18 protein-coding genes are annotated in these 16,132 nt (G+C 42.9%); 1 reads left to right on the top strand and 17 read right to left on the bottom strand.

Features of this window, described 5'->3' with window-relative positions; all coding sequences use genetic code 11:
- Positions 1 to 10: 10 nt before the first annotated feature.
- From rnc to MHB66_RS07560, 11 genes are all read right to left on the bottom strand, one after another.
- Positions 11 to 754, bottom strand: a complete 744-nt coding sequence (rnc, locus tag MHB66_RS07610; RefSeq protein WP_034281759.1) for a ribonuclease III — start codon at positions 752 to 754, stop codon at positions 11 to 13.
- Positions 755 to 935: 181 nt separating this feature from the next.
- Positions 936 to 1,169 carry an acyl carrier protein gene (acpP, locus tag MHB66_RS07605; RefSeq protein WP_003212028.1) on the bottom strand — a complete coding sequence of 78 codons (234 nt, stop codon included), beginning with the start codon at positions 1,167 to 1,169 and terminating at the stop codon, positions 936 to 938.
- Between the two features lie 81 nt (positions 1,170 to 1,250).
- A complete protein-coding gene (fabG, locus tag MHB66_RS07600; protein WP_025092570.1) occupies positions 1,251 to 1,994 on the bottom strand; it encodes a 3-oxoacyl-[acyl-carrier-protein] reductase in 744 nt (247 codons plus the stop codon).
- Positions 1,994 to 2,938 carry an ACP S-malonyltransferase gene (gene fabD / locus MHB66_RS07595; RefSeq protein ID WP_024424197.1) on the bottom strand — a complete coding sequence of 315 codons (945 nt, stop codon included), beginning with the start codon at positions 2,936 to 2,938 and terminating at the stop codon, positions 1,994 to 1,996. Before fabD ends, fabG begins: the two co-directional genes overlap by 1 nt.
- Before the next feature lie 16 nt (positions 2,939 to 2,954).
- Positions 2,955 to 3,953 carry a phosphate acyltransferase PlsX gene (gene plsX, locus MHB66_RS07590; protein WP_041117368.1) on the bottom strand — a complete coding sequence of 333 codons (999 nt, stop codon included), beginning with the start codon at positions 3,951 to 3,953 and terminating at the stop codon, positions 2,955 to 2,957.
- Between the two features lie 15 nt (positions 3,954 to 3,968).
- On the bottom strand, positions 3,969 to 4,535 hold the full coding sequence (gene fapR, locus MHB66_RS07585; RefSeq protein WP_024424199.1) for a transcription factor FapR: 567 nt from the start codon (positions 4,533 to 4,535) through the stop codon (positions 3,969 to 3,971).
- A 112-nt stretch (positions 4,536 to 4,647) separates the two neighbouring features.
- A complete protein-coding gene (gene recG / locus MHB66_RS07580; RefSeq protein WP_041117365.1) occupies positions 4,648 to 6,696 on the bottom strand; it encodes an ATP-dependent DNA helicase RecG in 2,049 nt (682 codons plus the stop codon).
- Positions 6,674 to 7,576, bottom strand: a complete 903-nt coding sequence (sdaAA, locus tag MHB66_RS07575; protein ID WP_024424200.1) for an L-serine ammonia-lyase, iron-sulfur-dependent, subunit alpha — start codon at positions 7,574 to 7,576, stop codon at positions 6,674 to 6,676. The genes recG and sdaAA overlap by 23 nt, the downstream gene beginning before the upstream one ends.
- Before the next feature lie 20 nt (positions 7,577 to 7,596).
- Positions 7,597 to 8,259, bottom strand: coding sequence for an L-serine ammonia-lyase, iron-sulfur-dependent subunit beta (gene sdaAB / locus MHB66_RS07570; RefSeq protein WP_024424201.1), 663 nt, complete (start codon positions 8,257 to 8,259; stop codon positions 7,597 to 7,599).
- A 148-nt stretch (positions 8,260 to 8,407) separates the two neighbouring features.
- Positions 8,408 to 10,081, bottom strand: coding sequence for a DAK2 domain-containing protein (locus MHB66_RS07565; protein ID WP_041117363.1), 1,674 nt, complete (start codon positions 10,079 to 10,081; stop codon positions 8,408 to 8,410).
- 15 nt (positions 10,082 to 10,096) lie between these two features.
- Entirely contained in the window at positions 10,097 to 10,459 is a 363-nt protein-coding gene (locus MHB66_RS07560; RefSeq protein WP_008344871.1) for an Asp23/Gls24 family envelope stress response protein, read from the bottom strand.
- A 271-nt stretch (positions 10,460 to 10,730) separates the two neighbouring features.
- Here MHB66_RS07560 and rpmB point away from each other — a divergent pair, with 271 nt between their 5' ends.
- Positions 10,731 to 10,919 (top strand): 50S ribosomal protein L28, encoded by a 189-nt coding sequence (gene rpmB, locus MHB66_RS07555; RefSeq protein WP_003212514.1) that lies wholly within the window; start codon positions 10,731 to 10,733, stop codon positions 10,917 to 10,919.
- Positions 10,920 to 10,991: 72 nt separating this feature from the next.
- Here the strand turns inward: rpmB and spoVM are convergent, their stop codons facing one another.
- The 6 genes from spoVM to MHB66_RS07525 form a co-directional block, all read right to left on the bottom strand.
- On the bottom strand, positions 10,992 to 11,072 hold the full coding sequence (gene spoVM / locus MHB66_RS07550; RefSeq protein ID WP_008354550.1) for a stage V sporulation protein SpoVM: 81 nt from the start codon (positions 11,070 to 11,072) through the stop codon (positions 10,992 to 10,994).
- Between the two features lie 71 nt (positions 11,073 to 11,143).
- Positions 11,144 to 11,788 (bottom strand): thiamine diphosphokinase, encoded by a 645-nt coding sequence (locus tag MHB66_RS07545; RefSeq protein WP_041117361.1) that lies wholly within the window; start codon positions 11,786 to 11,788, stop codon positions 11,144 to 11,146.
- Positions 11,789 to 11,848: 60 nt separating this feature from the next.
- Positions 11,849 to 12,499, bottom strand: a complete 651-nt coding sequence (rpe, locus tag MHB66_RS07540) for a ribulose-phosphate 3-epimerase (protein WP_041117359.1) — start codon at positions 12,497 to 12,499, stop codon at positions 11,849 to 11,851.
- Positions 12,500 to 12,502: 3 nt separating this feature from the next.
- Complete coding sequence (gene rsgA, locus MHB66_RS07535) at positions 12,503 to 13,399, bottom strand: ribosome small subunit-dependent GTPase A (protein ID WP_041117357.1); 897 nt, start codon at positions 13,397 to 13,399, stop codon at positions 12,503 to 12,505.
- A 12-nt stretch (positions 13,400 to 13,411) separates the two neighbouring features.
- Positions 13,412 to 15,367, bottom strand: a complete 1,956-nt coding sequence (pknB, locus tag MHB66_RS07530) for a Stk1 family PASTA domain-containing Ser/Thr kinase (protein ID WP_024426959.1) — start codon at positions 15,365 to 15,367, stop codon at positions 13,412 to 13,414.
- Positions 15,361 to 16,131 (bottom strand): Stp1/IreP family PP2C-type Ser/Thr phosphatase, encoded by a 771-nt coding sequence (locus MHB66_RS07525; protein WP_034281746.1) that lies wholly within the window; start codon positions 16,129 to 16,131, stop codon positions 15,361 to 15,363. Before MHB66_RS07525 ends, pknB begins: the two co-directional genes overlap by 7 nt.
- Position 16,132: the final 1 nt, after the last annotated feature.

Genomic DNA, 16,132 nt, shown 5'->3' with positions numbered 1-16,132 from the left:
GAGGGGGATTTTATTGGTTCATATGATGTTTCTGCAATTTAGCAAGTGCTTCCTGTGCAGCGTGCTGTTCTGCTTCTTTTTTAGAGCGTCCATTTCCAATTCCGAGCACTTCACCTCGAAGGGATACATTTGCTTCAAATTCCCGGTTATGTGCAGGCCCTTTTTCATGCAGGATACGGTATTCGAGCACACCTTTTCCATCGCGCTGCACAAATTCTTGCAGCTGGCTTTTAAAGTCCATGACGTGCGAGAATGCTCCATCGTTAATTTTCGGATAGACGTACGCTTCTAGGAAACGTTCAACTGGCTCAAGCCCCTGATCTAAATAAAGTGCACCGATAAACGCCTCGAATACGTCCGCTAAGAGTGCTGGGCGTTTTCTGCCGCCTGTCATTTCTTCGCCTTTTCCTAAAAGAACAAGGTCTCCGAAGGACAGCTCATGTGCTAGTGATACAAGTGACGGTTCACATACGATCGCCGCTCTTAGTTTCGTTAAATCTCCCTCGCTCATCGCTGGATATTTTGCAAATAAAAATTGAGAGATGGTCAATTCTAAAACAGCATCTCCTAAAAATTCAAGTCTTTCATTATCCTCGTATGGCTTTTTCCGGTGTTCATTCACATAAGAGGAATGGGTAAAGGCTTGATATAGAAGCTTTTCATTTTTAAATTGTACAGAAATGCGCTGCTGGAATTCTCTAAATTGCTCTAGTTTTTTGCTCTGTTTCTGTTTGTCTTTATATTGTTTTGGCATAGCAACCTCCAGGTAGGCGTAATCGCCTTTAAGGATACTGATTATATGGAGTCTCTCTTTCTACATGCAGGGAAACATTGCTCCCAGCATCTGAAAAAGGCTGACAATTGATCAGCTGAATGTGTTGAAACTAACATAAATTTTCAAAGTCCCGTCGAAAGTAGACGGGACTTTGTTACGCTTATTGCTGGCTATTTATGTAGTTCACAGCGTCACCGACTGTTGCAATTTTTTCAGCATCTTCGTCAGAAATTTCCATATCGAACTCATCTTCAAGTTCCATAACTAGCTCAACTACATCAAGGGAATCAGCGCCTAAATCTTCTTTAAATGAAGCTTCCATTTTCACGTCAGCCTCATCAACGCCAAGGCGGTCTACAATAATTTTTGATACACGCTCTAATACGTCTGCCATTGCCTTTCACCTCCCCTCAAAGTATTATAGTTGAATTGTTTTTAAAAAACTAGAGAAAACCTAATGAAATTTTGATATTTCTTAGGACATGACCATTCCGCCATCTACTTGGATGGTTTGGCCTGTAATATAACCTGCTCCTTCTGAAGCTAAAAAGACAACAACGTTGCTAATATCTTCAGGTGCACCAAAGCGTGCAAGCGGAATTTGCTTGAGCATTTCCGTCTGTACATTTTCATCAAGCTTGTCTGTCATATCTGTTGAAATAAAGCCTGGTGCTACTGCATTAACAGTAATATGACGGGTTGCCAGCTCTTTTGCTGTTGTTTTCGTTAATCCGATGACACCAGCTTTTGCTGCAACATAGTTTGCTTGTCCAGGGTTTCCACACACACCAACGACTGAAGCCAAATTGATGATTCTTCCGCTTCTTTGCTTCATCATTTGACGTGTCACGGCTTTTGTACAGTTAAAGACACCTTTTAAGTTTATGTTAATGACATCATCCCATTCATTCTCTTTCATTCTCATGAGCAGATTGTCCTTTGTGATCCCTGCATTATTCACAAGAATGTCAATTGAACCAAAGGTATCAATTGCTTGTTTCATCATGGATTGTACTTCTTCAGCATTTGAGACATCAGCTTTCACAGCAAATGCCTGCTGGCCGAGTGCTTTGATTTCATCTACGACTTCATTTGCTTTTGCTTCGTTTCCAGAATAGTTCACGACAACATTTGCACCACTTTTCGCTAGATCGATCGCGATGGAACGGCCAATCCCGCGTGATGCTCCTGTTACAACGGCTGTTTTATTTGTAAGCATCAAGAATCCCCCTTGAGTGTTTGAATGGCTGCTTCAATTGTTTCTTGATCTGAAACGGAAATCGTCGTCAGGCGGCGATTCACTTTTTTCACAAGACCTGAAAGCACTTTGCCAGGACCAATTTCAATAAATGTTGTGACGCCTAAATCAATAAGGCGTTCCACACTTTCTTCAAAACGAACTGGAGAATACAGTTGTTCAATGAGCTTTGTCTCAATTTCATCACGAGAAGTCACGATGTCTGCTGTTACGTTTGAGATGACCGGAGTTTTGGCATCCGCAATATCCAGCTTTGACAAAACATCTGTAAATTTTTCAGCGGCTGGTTTCATTAATGCAGAATGGAAAGGTCCGCTTACTTCAAGGGCAATTGCACGTTTTGCGCCTTTTTCTTTCGCTTTCTCTGAAGCAAGTTCTACTCCTTTTGCTGTACCAGAGATCACGATTTGACCAGGACAGTTTAAGTTAGCGAGCTCTACAAGGTGACCGCTCTCTGTCACTTCTTTTGTCACTTCTTCAAGTGCCGCTTTGTCTAAGCCAAGAATTGCTGCCATGGCGCCTTCTCCTGCTGGAACAGCTTCATTCATTAATTCTCCGCGCTTTCTGACTGCATAAACAGCATCTTTAAACGAAAGTGCGCCTGCTGCAACGAGGGCAGTGTATTCACCAAGACTGTGTCCTGCTGCATAATCTGCTTTGATTCCGCTCTCTTCAAATTTCTTTAAGATGGCGATACTTGTCGTTAAAAGAGCTGGCTGCGCGTTAAAGGTGAGCGTCAGTTCTTCTGCATCCCCTTCAAAAATCATAGAAGATAAGTCAAACCCGAGGGTATTGTCTGCTTCTTCAAAAACAGCTTTAGATACTGCTTCTTGGTCAAATAAATCTTTTCCCATGCCAATTTTTTGAGAGCCTTGGCCAGGGAATAAAAATGCAATTTTAGTCATGCTGCTTTACCTCCAATTAAGACTCTTTCGTCGTTTCTTTTTGGACTTCTTGATGAATGATAGCTGAAACGTCTTTTTCTACGATATCACGCGCCTGACGAATTGCATGGAAAATGGCATTTTCATCAGAAGAGCCGTGCGCTTTAATAACAGGTGCCTTTAAACCAAATAAAGCGGCACCGCCATATTCAGAGTAATCCATTTTAGATTTCATCTGCATCAATTTCGGCTTCATCATGCCTGCTGCTATTTTTGCTGTAAAACTGGATGTTAATGTTTCTTTCAGCATTTTAAAGACAGAAAGGGCTGTGCCCTCAATCGTTTTAAGCGCAATATTTCCAGTGAAACCATCTGTGACAACAACGTCAGCAACACCTTCTAATAAGTCACGGGACTCTACATTCCCTACAAAATTCAAGTCGGAAGCTTTTAATAATTCAAAGGTCTTTTTCGTTAAATCGTTGCCTTTTTTATCTTCTGTTCCTACATTTAACAGTCCAACACGCGGATTGCTCTTTGGGAAAACACGCTCTGCGTAGATGGATCCCATCATGGCATATTGCACGAGATGCTCTGGTTTAGCATCAACGTTGGCACCAACATCTAGTAATAAGAAGCCGCTGCCATCCAGTGTTGGCAAAGTTGGGGCAAGGGCTGGTCTGTCAATACCGTGAATTCTGCCTACGATAAACAGTCCCGCTGTCATGAGGGCGCCAGTATTTCCTGCTGAGATGCAGGCATCTGCTCGTCCCTCGGATACTTCCTGCGCCATTTTCACCATAGATGAATCCTTTTTACGTCTGACTGCACGCACTGGTTCATCCGTCGGTTCAATGACTTCTTTTGCATCTAAAATTGTGATGCGGTCGTTGTTTGTTATGTATGGTTTAATTTTGTTTTCATCGCCGACAAGTGTAATCTCGATATCTGAAAATGCTGTTAAGCTTTTTTGCACACCGTCAATAATGGCTTTAGGGGCATGATCTCCCCCCATTGCATCGACTGCAATTCTCATATTACGTGCCACCTTTTACTTTTGTTTTGAGCGATACATGACGAAGTCACCTGAAAAGACAACTTCCTCACCAACATAGCTGTTTACTTCAACTACGGTTCTTCCTTTTTCTTTATCATGTGAGGCTACTTTGGCTTTAGAGACGACTCTTTCGCCTTGTTTCACCTGCCTTGTAAACCTGATATTCGCTTTTGCTGTCAAAGCCAGTTCATCGTCAATGACGGCAACTGCCAGCGAATTTGCCTGGGCGAAGAGATGATGTCCCCTGGCAATTTGGTTTCGGCTGAATACATGCTCTTTTCTCACTTCTAAAATGGAAATGGCTTGATCATCAAGCTCTACATCAATCATTTCTCCAATCACTTCATCCAGTGGAAGTGACTTTACTTCATCCTCTAATGTCTTTTCGGCCACATGCTTAATTCTTTCGCGTAATTCAGGGATCGACAGCTCTAAACGATCAAGACGAACCGTTTGTATGCTGACACCGAATTTACTTGCCAATTCTTCATCAGTAATGAATGGAGTCGAGCTGATCGTTTGCTGGAGAAGCTTTTGACGTTCTTTTTTATTTAGTTTCATATGCAGACACCATCCGTACATTTATGACTAGGTACTAATAGTAGTATATAATCTCATAGATGATAAATCAATCCTTGTTTCAAAAAGACAAGAAAATTCCTCCAGCGTTTGATCAGCTTAATTTATCTCCACCCAGCACACCGCTGTCTATCAGCGTTTGCCGAAGTTCTTTGTATTCGGGATCAGTCCAAAAGGCGTCCGCTTGGACAAGATCTGCTGCATCTTTTCTAGCTGTTTCCAGCGCTCTATAGTCGTGAACCATATCTGCTACCTTAAATTCTGGCATCCCGCTTTGTTTTTTACCGAAGAAATCGCCGGGTCCTCTTAGTTCTAAGTCCTTTTCAGACAGCTCAAAGCCATCGGTTGTTTCGGACATGATCCGCATCCGCTCTTTCCCTGTTTCGGATTTTGGATCAGCCATTAAAATACAAAATGATTGATGCTCTCCTCGTCCGACCCGGCCTCTTAGCTGATGAAGCTGAGACAGTCCGAAACGGTCTGCATCATAAATGACCATGATGGTTGCATTCGGCACGTTGACCCCGACTTCAACAACTGTGGTTGAAACGAGAATTTGTACTTCATTTGCGGTAAAGGCTCTCATGACCTGATCTTTTTCATCACTCGCCAGCTTCCCGTGCATTAAGCCGATTGACCACTTGCCGCGGTATGCCTCAGTGAGCATGCTATGGACATCAAGCGCATTTTGGACATCAAGCTTGTCTGATTCTTCAATGAGCGGACAAATAATATATGCCTGTCTGCCTTTTCTCAGCTCTTTATCCACAAAAGCAAGAATTCTCTCAAGCATGTCATGCTTCACCCAATACGTTTCGATTTGTTTTCTGCCAGCTGGCAATTCATCAATGACGGATACGTCCATTTCTCCAAAGACAGTGATCGCAAGTGTTCTCGGAATAGGTGTGGCCGTCATAAACAAGACATCTGGGTCCTGTCCTTTACTTCGCAGTTTTTTCCGCTGCTCTACGCCAAACCGGTGCTGCTCATCTGTGATGACAAGACCGAGCTGCTGAAATTCGACTTCGTCTTGAATGAGTGCGTGCGTGCCGACTAATATGTCAATCTCGCCTTCTTTTAAACGTTCAAGCAATTCTCTGCGTCTCTTTCCTTTCACAGAGCTTGTCAAAAGGGCGATATTCAGCCCCCATTTTTCAAACAGCTGGTAAAGTGAATCGGCATGCTGCTCTGCCAAAATTTCTGTTGGGACCATTAATGCACCTTGAAAACCTGATAAATGAGCGGCATAAAGTGCAATGGCTGCAACAGCTGTTTTCCCTGAACCTACATCTCCTTGAAGCAGCCGGTTCATTCGATATGGAGACGCCATGTCCGACATGATTTCATCAAGTACTCTTGATTGTGCCTTCGTCAGCGGAAATGGCAGGCTGTTAACAAACTCAAAAACAGCCTCTTTGGAAAACGGATGCTGGATGCCTGATGTTCTCTCTCGTTCTTTCTTTCTAATCGCCTGCATCTTCAGTTGAAAAATGAGAAATTCCTCGTACACAAAACGGCGTCTTGCTTGCTTGAGCGAGTCTCTTGTTTCTGGAAGATGGATGGTTTTTAATGCTTCCTGATAGGACATGAGTTTATAGGCAGAGACAAGCTGCTTTGGCAATGGATCTTCAGCTTTGTCTGCATAAAGTGACAAGGCCTGCTTTACAAAGCGTCTCATCATTTTCACAGTCACATTTTCTTTTACTGAATAAACGGGCTCTATACTGCCATCTTGCTCGTGCGTCCCTTTTTTAAATTCCTGCACCATGATAGATTGACGGTTTTTATCCCATTTTCCTGTAACGGAAACTGTATCACCTAACACAAGGCTTCGTTTTAAATATGGGCGATTGAAACAAATCGCTGTAATGAGAAAACGCCCGACAAGCAGCCTGAATGTCAGCCTGCTTCGTTTTTTTCCATAATAGGTGAGAACGGGCTCACTATGTACTTTTCCTTCAACTGTGACACGTTCGTCATGTTTGACTTCTTCTAAGTTACGAAGCTCATAGTCGTCATATCGATAAGGAAAGTAGCCGAGTAAATCGGCTACTGTGTAGATTCCAAGTTCATTGAGTGTTTTTTCGGTTTCCTCTCCAATCCCCTTCAGGACAGAGACATTATCTTGCAGTTTCTGTATCACGAGATGAGGTCACACCTCCGAAAATCTTCTTTTCAAGCTCTCTTGCTGTCGGTGTCGCAGCGAGACCGCCTTGTGCAGTTTCGCGAAGAGCTGTTGGCATCGTTTGACCGATTTTGTACATCGCATCAATGACTTCATCACAAGGAATGCGGCTTGTGATGCCAGCAAGAGCCATGTCTGCTGCGATCATGGCGTTAGATGCACCCATTGCGTTTCGTTTCACGCAAGGTACCTCGACAAGTCCCGCTACTGGATCGCAAACAAGTCCAAGCATATTTTTCAGTGTAATCGCCATTGCTTCTGCAGATTGCTGCGGTGTACCGCCTGCCATCTCGACAATCGCTGCTGCCGCCATACCTGATGCAGAACCTACCTCTGCCTGACAGCCGCCTGCTGCACCGGATATGCTCGCGTTATTCGCCACAACAAAACCAAATGCGCCAGAAGTAAATAGGAATCTGACCATTTGTTCCTTTGTTGGCTTTAATGTTTCTTTTACTGCAAATAACGTACCTGGTACAACACCTGCTGAGCCTGCTGTAGGCGTTGCACAAATGGTTCCCATTGCGGCATTGACTTCATTTGTTGCAACTGCTTTACTGACAGCATCTAATATCGTATGACCAGACAGTGTTTTGCCTGATGCGATATAGGCTTGAAGTTTGACTGCATCTCCGCCTGTTAAACCTGATAATGATTTCACACCCTTCAGCCCGTTTTCAACGGCCTGCTCCATCACTTCTAGGTTGCGGTACATCTGGGAGAAAATTTCTTCACGTGACTTCCCTGTCACTTCCATTTCTTGCACAATCATAATTTCTGAAATGGAGGTATTCCGTTCTTCTGTTAGCTGCACGAGTTCTTTGACGTTTTTAAACATCATTCATAACCTCCTTGTTGTTACTCTGCAATTTGTGTGACTTGAATAATGTTTGGCAGCGTTTCAAGCTCTGATAGGACAGCTGGGTCAATATTTTGATCCACTTCAATCGTCATCAGTGCCTCTTGCCCGACATCTTTACGCGCCACTTCCATATGACCGATGTTGATGGCGAATTTCGCTAAGACATTGGCAACTGCCGCAATCGTCCCGTAGCGATCGTTATGAACCACAAGAATGGCAGGATGATTCCCTGAAAGCCTGAGCTCAAAGCCATTTAATTCTGTGATTTCAATTTTCCCTCCGCCGATGGAAATCCCGATTAGTTCAAGGCTTCCGTTCGCATCTGAAATCTCTACTTTTGCTGTATTCGGATGCGCCGGCACCGCCTCTTCTTCTTTAAATTCAATGTCGATCTCTTTGCTTTTTGCAATATCGATCGCTGTTTTGATTCGTTCATCAAATGTATCAAAGTCAAGAACACCGCCAATAATGGCGACATCTGTACCGTGTCCTTTATACGTATCTTTAAAAGAACCATAAAATGAAACGACAATTCGTTTCGGTTCTCTTCCAAATAAGCTGCGAGCTACTCTCCCTATACGAGCCGCACCCGCTGTGTGCGAACTTGATGGCCCAATCATGACAGGTCCAATAATATCAAACACACTTCTAAATTTCATAGGTCTTCCCCTCTCATCACCACTCGCGTATGGTTTGGTTCTTTCTTTAGACTAATGGATTCATTCGTTTCCCGCAACTCATTTCACCGTGGAATGGCTAGTAAAAAATTGCAAAAGAAGAAGAAGGGCTTTATTTGCCCTTCTTTCGTTATTCAACCGCTAAAATATATGAATAAAGCGGCTGTTTTCCATCGTGGACTTCAACTTCTACATCTTCAAATGTTTCTTCAATAAAGGCTTGTAACACATCCAGCTCATCAGATGATGCATCTTCTCCTTTAATGATGGTGACAATCTCATCATCTTCTGTCACCATTTTGGTTAGAAGTTCTTTTGCTGCATCTAATTGATTTTTCGCTGTTAACGTGATTTTCCCGTTGAACAGACCCATATAGTCACCTTTCGCAATGTCGATTCCATCAATTTGAGTATCTCTTACTGCAAAGGTAATTTGCCCGCTTTTCACATGGTCAATCGCTTCTAGCATCGCTCTTTCATTGTCTTCATTTGAAGCTGCTTCATTGAGAGAAAGAAGTGCCGACATTCCTTGAGGAACGGTCTTCGTCGGAATGACAACGACCTCACGGTTTGAGACAGTTGCCGCCTGTTTAGCTGCCATGACAATATTAGAATTATTAGGTAAGATAAAGACGGTTTCGGCATGTACGCTTTCTATTGCTGTGACAATGTCTTCTGTGCTCGGATTCATCGTCTGCCCGCCTTCAATGACGACGGAAGCTCCGATGCTTTTGAACAAGTCAGCAATTCCTTCTCCCATTGCGACACTGACCACACCAAAGCGCTGTTTTTCAGCAGCAGGTGCTTTTGGTGCAGTAGGCACATGTTCTCTTTCTTCGTTCACGATTGAGCTATGCTGCTCTCTCATGTTTTCAATTTTCATATTAATCAAGCTGCCGTAGCGCTGTGCATATGATAAAACATCTCCTGGCTGCTCGGCATGAATATGAACTTTCGCCAGTGTATCGTCAGACACCACAAGAAGTGAATCTCCGAATTCACTTAAGTCTTCTCTGAAGGCATTCTCATCAAAGGACTGTTTGTCTTCTTCAAATTTCACCATAAATTCAGTACAGTAGCCAAATTCGATATCTTCTGTGTTCATATGGCTTTGTGCACTTTTATGATGCTCTGCACTAACGAGTTCTTTTAGCGTAGGTAAAGAAGCCGATTTAGGAGGAAGCTCTTCACCTCTTAATGAAGCAAGGAAACCTTCATATACGCATAGAAGTCCTTTACCTCCACTATCGACAACACCCACTTCTTTTAAGACAGGAAGCAGATCTGGCGTTCGATCAAGTGATGCTCTTGCTTCCTCAATCGTTAACTCTAGAACGCGGTCAATTTGATCCTCTGCTGCTGAAACAGCAACCGCTTTCTTTGCTGCATCCTTTGCAACTGTTAAGATCGTTCCTTCAATCGGTTTCATCACGGCTTTATATGCTGTATCAACACCCGCCTGTAAGGCAAGAGCAAATTCTTTTGCATCAATTGTTTCTTTTTGTTCAATATGTTTACTGAAACCTCTAAAGAGCTGTGACAGGATCACGCCAGAGTTTCCTCTTGCGCCCATCAATAACCCTTTTGACAGGGCCACGCCGACCTTCCCAATATGATCGGTGTTTGTTTCTTCAACTGCTTTTGCCCCTGAAGTCATCGACAAATTCATATTTGTCCCCGTGTCTCCGTCTGGCACTGGAAAAACATTTAACGCATCCACAATTTGTGCGTTTTGAGAAAGATGGTGAGCACCTGCAAGAATCATTTTTGCAAATGAGCGGCCATCAAGATTTCTAATAGACAATATATTTCCTCCTTACTACGGGTTCGTAACTTTTACTCCTTGTACATAAATGTTGACCGAGTCAACAGAAAGTCCAATTGTATGATGAATCGTATATTTGACTTTCGTTTGAACATTATGTGCGACTTCTGATATTTTTGTACCGTAGCTGACGATGATGTACATATCAATATGAATGCGGTCTTCTTTCTGACGCACAAGAACACCCCGGCTGAAGTTCTCTTTGCGGAGAATATCCGTCAAGCCGTCCTTAATTTGGTTTTTGGACGCCATGCCAACAATACCATAGCAATCGATCGCAGCGCCTCCTGCCACCATTGCAATGACTTCATTTGATATATCAATTTGTCCGTATTTCGTTCTAAGTTCAATGGACACATTGGTTCCCCCTTTTTGAGAAATTGCCCTGAGTTATCACTATTTTACTATAAGACCCTTCTTTTTAAAAGAAATCATTCAATCCGACCCAATCCTACTTATACTATAGCCTTGATTTTTTATCAAGATGTCAAGGTATTTTTCTTGAAAGAGGAGTAAACAATCCTTGCAAACCCCTTGAAGCTGTGGTAAATTATTAAAGTATCTTGAGGCATCTCTAAGTACGTATATGAAGAATATGATGATGTTTTCGCAGTTAGGAGGGAAACAAATGGCACGTAAATGCGTTATTACAGGCAGAAAAACAAAAGCTGGGAACAACCGTTCTCACGCAATGAACTCTACAAAACGTACATGGGGCGCGAACCTTCAAAAAGTTCGTATTCTAGTGGACGGTAAGCCTAAAAGAGTATATGTATCAGCTCGAGCTTTGAAATCTGGTAAAGTTGAGCGTGTATAAGCAAGAAGAGTAAACGCCTGCTACAATAAACTGTAGCAGGCGTTTTTATGTGGAAATAAAGGAGATTACTCATTAATCTTTTTTAAATGAACCAAGCATCGCACGGACAATGCCGCCAAGAAATCTAGGCAGTTTGATTGTATAAAATTTCATTTTGTCCCCCTCCTAAAAGTACCGCTTGCAGCACAATTGAGCTTAATCAGCCATCCACATTGATAGGTTGGTCAATCTTTGCTTCTTACCATTATTAATATGCCTTCATGAAAAGAAAAAGTACCATTTGAGTGGATGAGTTCGTTACTAATACATAGTGTGGAACCAGGCTCAATATGACAATTTTTCAGAGGATATTTGAAACCTTTTAATGTCAGCTTTTCAACCGATGTACCAAAGGGCAGAAACGACACATATTTTTTATCAGGGTCTTCTTTTATTTCGTATGTACCAGGACCAAACATTTGAATGATATTTTGCTTATCTACAAGAGTGACGTTCTGCTTGTGCTGAATGCCTTGATATAGAAGGTGAATATTTCCTAGAAAGTGATCAGCCCTTCCTCCTGTAATGCCGTAAATGTGAATATGCGCAGGGTGCTGGCGCATGGCCCAGTTCAGCGCAAGCTCTAAATCGGTTTCATCTTTTTCAGCCTGAAATACATTCAAGGCAGGCAATTTCTTTTTCAGCTCGCAAAGCTCTTCTTCTGTCACACTGTCAAAATCACCAAAAGCCTTGGCAGGCATGATGCCGTGCTCTAGTAAAAAGAGCGTCCCCCGGTCTACACCGACCCAGAGAATATCGTCCTGTGATGCTTCATGTTCAAGGGGCGGGATGTAATCAAAAGGACCGCCGGCTACGATATGTATGTGCATGATATACGCTCCTCTCCATGTAAAAAGAACCAAAGATCAGAGTGACTTTGGTTCCTTTTTTTACGCTTCTCGAATGGCCTGAATGGCTGCTGCACGGTTGTTTTTACCGTATATCGCTGAGCCGGCCACAAGTAAGTTAGCGCCCGCCTCTTTACAGCTCTTTGCAGTCTCTACATTGACACCGCCGTCTATTTCTATGAGTAAGTCTGATAAGCCCTTTTGTTCGCTAAGGGACTTCACTTCTTTTACCTTCGTGAGGACAGATGGAATAAACGCCTGTCCGCCAAAACCAGGATTCACCGTCATGAATAAGATAAGGTCTACATCCTCTAATACATGCTCAATCTGAGAAACAGGTGTGTGCGGGTTCAAGACGATGCCTGCTTTTACGCCTTGTTCTTTTATGTGCTGTATCGTTCTGTGCAAGTGCGGACAAGCTTCTACATGGACAGAAATAATGTCAGCACCTGCTTTTGCGAATGCAGGAATATACCGGTCTGGCTGCTCAATCATTAAGTGAACATCGAGCGGCAGCTTTGTATGCGGTCTGATCGCTTCCACAACATTCGGTCCAAATGTAATATTCGGTACAAAATGGCCGTCCATCACGTCGATATGAATGTAATCCGCTCCGCCTTGTTCCACATCACGGATATCTTTCTCCAAATTGGCGAAATCTGCTGATAAAATGGAAGGGGCAATATAAACCATGAGTTAGTACCTCGGCTTTCTGTCTTTGATTTCAGTTAAAAACTCTAAATAATGCTGATAGCGATACGCTCTGATTTGCTCTTGTTCGACCGCGCCTTTTACCGCACAGCCAGGCTCTTTCACGTGCAGACAGCCTCTAAACTTACAATCTGCACTCCGCTCTTTAATTTCTAAAAAGTAAAGGCCTAAATCTTCCGCTTCGATGCCGGTAAATTCGAGCGAGCTAAAGCCAGGTGTATCTGCAATGAGCCCTTCTGCTGTACGAATGAGTTCGACATGTCTTGTCGTATGCTTCCCCCTTCCAAGATGAGAGGAAATATCATTGGTTTTCAGCGCCAAATCAGGACTCATCGCATTTAAAAGAGAGGACTTACCTACACCAGACTGACCGGCAAATACAGTGATTTTATTGTGAAAATGCGAGGTCAGCTTTTCAATTCCGTCTCCCTCGATCGTGGATGTTACATGAACATCATATCCAATTTGCCGGTAGTCCTCTGCATAGCCTTGAATACTTTCAAGCTCTTCATCTGTTTTCAATAAGTCCATTTTTGTGATACAGATAATCGGCTTAATATCATTTGCTTCCACCAGCACTAGAAATCTGTCTAAAAGCGATGTGCTAAAGGTTGGTTCTGTCGCAGAGAAAACGAGCACCGCTTGATCGACGTTACTAATAGGCGGACGAACAAGTTCGTTTGTCCGCTCTTTTACTTCTAATAAGTAGCCTTCTTTATCGTTGTCCGCTTGATATACAACATAATCTCCAACAAGAGGTGTGATTTTGTTTTTCCGAAAAATACCTCTCGCTCTGCACTGAATCACTTTTCCACTTTCTAGAGACTCATCGAGCACATAATAAAATCCGCTTAATGCTTTAATAATTTTGCCCTCAGGCATAAAGTCCCTCCTTTATTCATCGTCAGGGTATTCGATCGTTTTAGAGCTTACGACCTTATCATCAACTGTCACTTGATAGTATCCTTTTTGACCTGGTTCAATCTTAAATTTAATGGTCCGTTCAGTTGGTGCAGTGATGTTAAAGGTTTCATATGAATCAGAAATGCTATGCTCAGCATCGTCAATGGAAATCTGAACGGTCATTTCTTGCCCTTCAGTGACTGGTTCATACGGGATGGCAATCTTCTCAGTCACCGTTTTAGCCGGTTTTTTCTTCGGTCCGAGTGAGAAGGTGATTTTAACCGTATCACCTGGTTTCACAGCAGTACCAGCTCCTGGTTCCTGCTTCATTACCTCACCTTTTGGCACATCATCAGAATACGCTTCTTTTTCATCAAGCTTTAATCCGTTATCCTCTAAATAATTCGATGCAGCCTGTTTACTATATGTCGTTAAATCCCGCAATGTAATATCGGCAGGACCTATGCTGACCGTCAACGTCACTTCTTCATCTGCTGCCACAAGCTCAGTACTCGCTGAAGGTTTCTGTTCCATGACAATCCCAGATTCGGTGTCATTATCATTTACTTCCTCCACAACAACTTGCTTAAACCCTTTTTTCTCTAATAATTCTTTTGCTTTATCAACCTTTTCACCTGTTACATCAGGTAATTCGGTCTTTTCTTTGCCAGTACTTTGGTAAAGCTGAATCTCGGTTCCTTCTTTTACCTTTGTGCCGATTTTCGGGTCTGTTTTGACGACAAGCCCTTTTTCAATTTTTTCATCAGCGATCTCAATTGGTTCAGAGGCGACGGTAAAGCCGGCTTTCTTCAAGGTGTCCTCTGCTTTTTCAATCGTCATGCCAGATACATCAGAGACCTCAACATCTTTTGGAAAGAGCAGTCCGGGAAACACAGTGATAGCTAAAATGGTCGCAGCAGTTAGAATAAACAGGATGGATGCCACAACCCAAGGCCATTTTTTTCGTTTCTTTTTCGGCTTTTGTTTCTCTTTTTTCTTCGGTTTTTGCACCGGATGGACAGCTGTTTTTTCATTGTCTTGATCGACTTGATGATCTTGAATGATTGGGATCGCTTTCGTTGCTTCATGATCTTCTTCAATCACAAAACGTTTTTCTTTTAGCCTTGAAGGGTCGAAAGCAGTTTGCAGATCTTTTTGCATTTCAGATGCATCTTCATATCGATAAAATGGATCTTTGGCCATTGCCTTTAAAATGATGTTTTCCACGCTTTGTGGAACAGAAGGATTCCACCTTCTGACAGATGGCGGCTCTGATTGCAAATGCTTCAGCGCAACACTGACAGCTGATTCCCCTTCAAATGGCATGCGTCCAGAAATGAGTTCATAGAGCACAATTCCAAGTGAATAGATGTCTGACTTTTTCGTCGCAAGACCTCCGCGTGCTTGTTCTGGAGACAAATAGTGCACGGATCCTAGGACCGAATTTGTGTGGGTGATGGTCGCTGAGCTGAGTGCAATGGCAATCCCAAAATCAGTGACTTTAATATTTCCCATGTTGTCTATTAATATATTGTGAGGCTTAATGTCCCGGTGGACGAGCTGCTTTGCATGGGCTTCTTCCATCGCCGCAACGACTTGCTCCATAATGCGAACGGCTTCTTTCGGATGAAGCGGGCCATTGGCGTGTATGTATTCTTTCAGCGTCATCCCCTCGACATATTCCATGACAATATAATAAATGTCATCTTCTTCCCCTACATCGTAGATGCTGACAATATTTGAATGATCTAAGCTTGCGGCTGATTGCGCCTCGCGCCGGAAACGTCTAATAAAATCATCATCGCTTGCAAAGTCAAAGCGCAAAATTTTAATCGCAACTTCGCGATCTAAAATCATGTCCTCCGCCAAATAAACGTTTGCCATTCCGCCTCCGCCTATGACGCGAAGAATCTGATAACGGCCGCTGATCCGTTTTCCGATCAACACTTGCTGTCACCCTCCTCTGGCTGGGAGGAGATTTCTAACAATACTGCTGTAATGTTATCTTCACCGCCGTTGTCATTCGCTGTTTGGATTAATGCTGTTACTTTTTCATCTGGTGCGGTCGTTTGCGTTAAAATATGAATCAAATTCTCTTCTTCTACTTTATTGGATAAACCATCTGAGCAAAGCAGGATTTGATCTCCTGGGTCTACTTCAAAAGTATGTGCATCAATTTGAACGTGTTTATCTGTTCCTAAAGCTTTTGTGAGCACGTTTTTTCTTGGATGATATTCTGCATCCTCTTTAGAAATTTCACCTGTTTTCACAAGCTCATTTACAAGTGAATGGTCATCCGTTAGCTGGGTCAGTGCTCCTTCTCTTAGCAAGTAGCAGCGGCTGTCTCCAATATGGGCAATTGTGACCGTTTGCAAATGAACGAGCGCACAAACAATGGTCGTCCCCATTCCTTGGCACTCCTCATTGTTTTTCGCATGTTCATATACTTGATCATTAATGTCACTAATTTTTGAGATTAACCAGCTTTCTTGCTCTGCTGGTTTTGCTGGAATTGAAGATGTTTCTTCCCAGTATTCTTTTAAAGAAGAGACGGCCATCCTGCTGGCGACATCACCAGCAAGATGACCTCCCATTCCATCTGCTACAACAGCTAGAAGGGTGTCTTCTTTTGCTTCAAAAATACCTGCATCATCTTCATTATGCTGACGGACTTTTCCTGTATCGGTTTGAAAGGCTGCCCTTATCAACATT

Origin of the sequence: Bacillus sp. FSL L8-0167 (assembly GCF_038630295.1) — a bacterium.
GTDB classification, from domain to species: domain Bacteria; phylum Bacillota; class Bacilli; order Bacillales; family Bacillaceae; genus Bacillus; species Bacillus safensis.
Note: the sequence above shows the minus strand (reverse complement) of the source record. Positions and strands in the feature narration are given on the sequence as shown.

What these genes read in the sequence shown, in the direction of transcription:
- rnc (WP_034281759.1), bottom strand. Translation starts at nt 754, where the DNA reads ATGCCAAAACAATATAAAGACAAACAGAAACAGAGCAAAAAACTAGAG.
- acpP (WP_003212028.1), bottom strand. Translation starts at nt 1,169, where the DNA reads ATGGCAGACGTATTAGAGCGTGTATCAAAAATTATTGTAGACCGCCTT.
- fabG (WP_025092570.1), bottom strand. Translation starts at nt 1,994, where the DNA reads ATGCTTACAAATAAAACAGCCGTTGTAACAGGAGCATCACGCGGGATT.
- fabD (WP_024424197.1), bottom strand. Translation starts at nt 2,938, where the DNA reads ATGACTAAAATTGCATTTTTATTCCCTGGCCAAGGCTCTCAAAAAATT.
- plsX (WP_041117368.1), bottom strand. Translation starts at nt 3,953, where the DNA reads ATGAGAATTGCAGTCGATGCAATGGGGGGAGATCATGCCCCTAAAGCC.
- fapR (WP_024424199.1), bottom strand. Translation starts at nt 4,535, where the DNA reads ATGAAACTAAATAAAAAAGAACGTCAAAAGCTTCTCCAGCAAACGATC.
- sdaAA (WP_024424200.1), bottom strand. Translation starts at nt 7,576, where the DNA reads ATGTTTAAAAACGTCAAAGAACTCGTGCAGCTAACAGAAGAACGGAAT.
- sdaAB (WP_024424201.1), bottom strand. Translation starts at nt 8,259, where the DNA reads ATGAAATTTAGAAGTGTGTTTGATATTATTGGACCTGTCATGATTGGG.
- rpmB (WP_003212514.1), top strand. Translation starts at nt 10,731, where the DNA reads ATGGCACGTAAATGCGTTATTACAGGCAGAAAAACAAAAGCTGGGAAC.
- spoVM (WP_008354550.1), bottom strand. Translation starts at nt 11,072, where the DNA reads ATGAAATTTTATACAATCAAACTGCCTAGATTTCTTGGCGGCATTGTC.
- MHB66_RS07545 (WP_041117361.1), bottom strand. Translation starts at nt 11,788, where the DNA reads ATGCACATACATATCGTAGCCGGCGGTCCTTTTGATTACATCCCGCCC.
- rpe (WP_041117359.1), bottom strand. Translation starts at nt 12,499, where the DNA reads ATGGTTTATATTGCCCCTTCCATTTTATCAGCAGATTTCGCCAATTTG.
- rsgA (WP_041117357.1), bottom strand. Translation starts at nt 13,399, where the DNA reads ATGCCTGAGGGCAAAATTATTAAAGCATTAAGCGGATTTTATTATGTG.
- MHB66_RS07525 (WP_034281746.1), bottom strand. Translation starts at nt 16,131, where the DNA reads ATGTTGATAAGGGCAGCCTTTCAAACCGATACAGGAAAAGTCCGTCAG.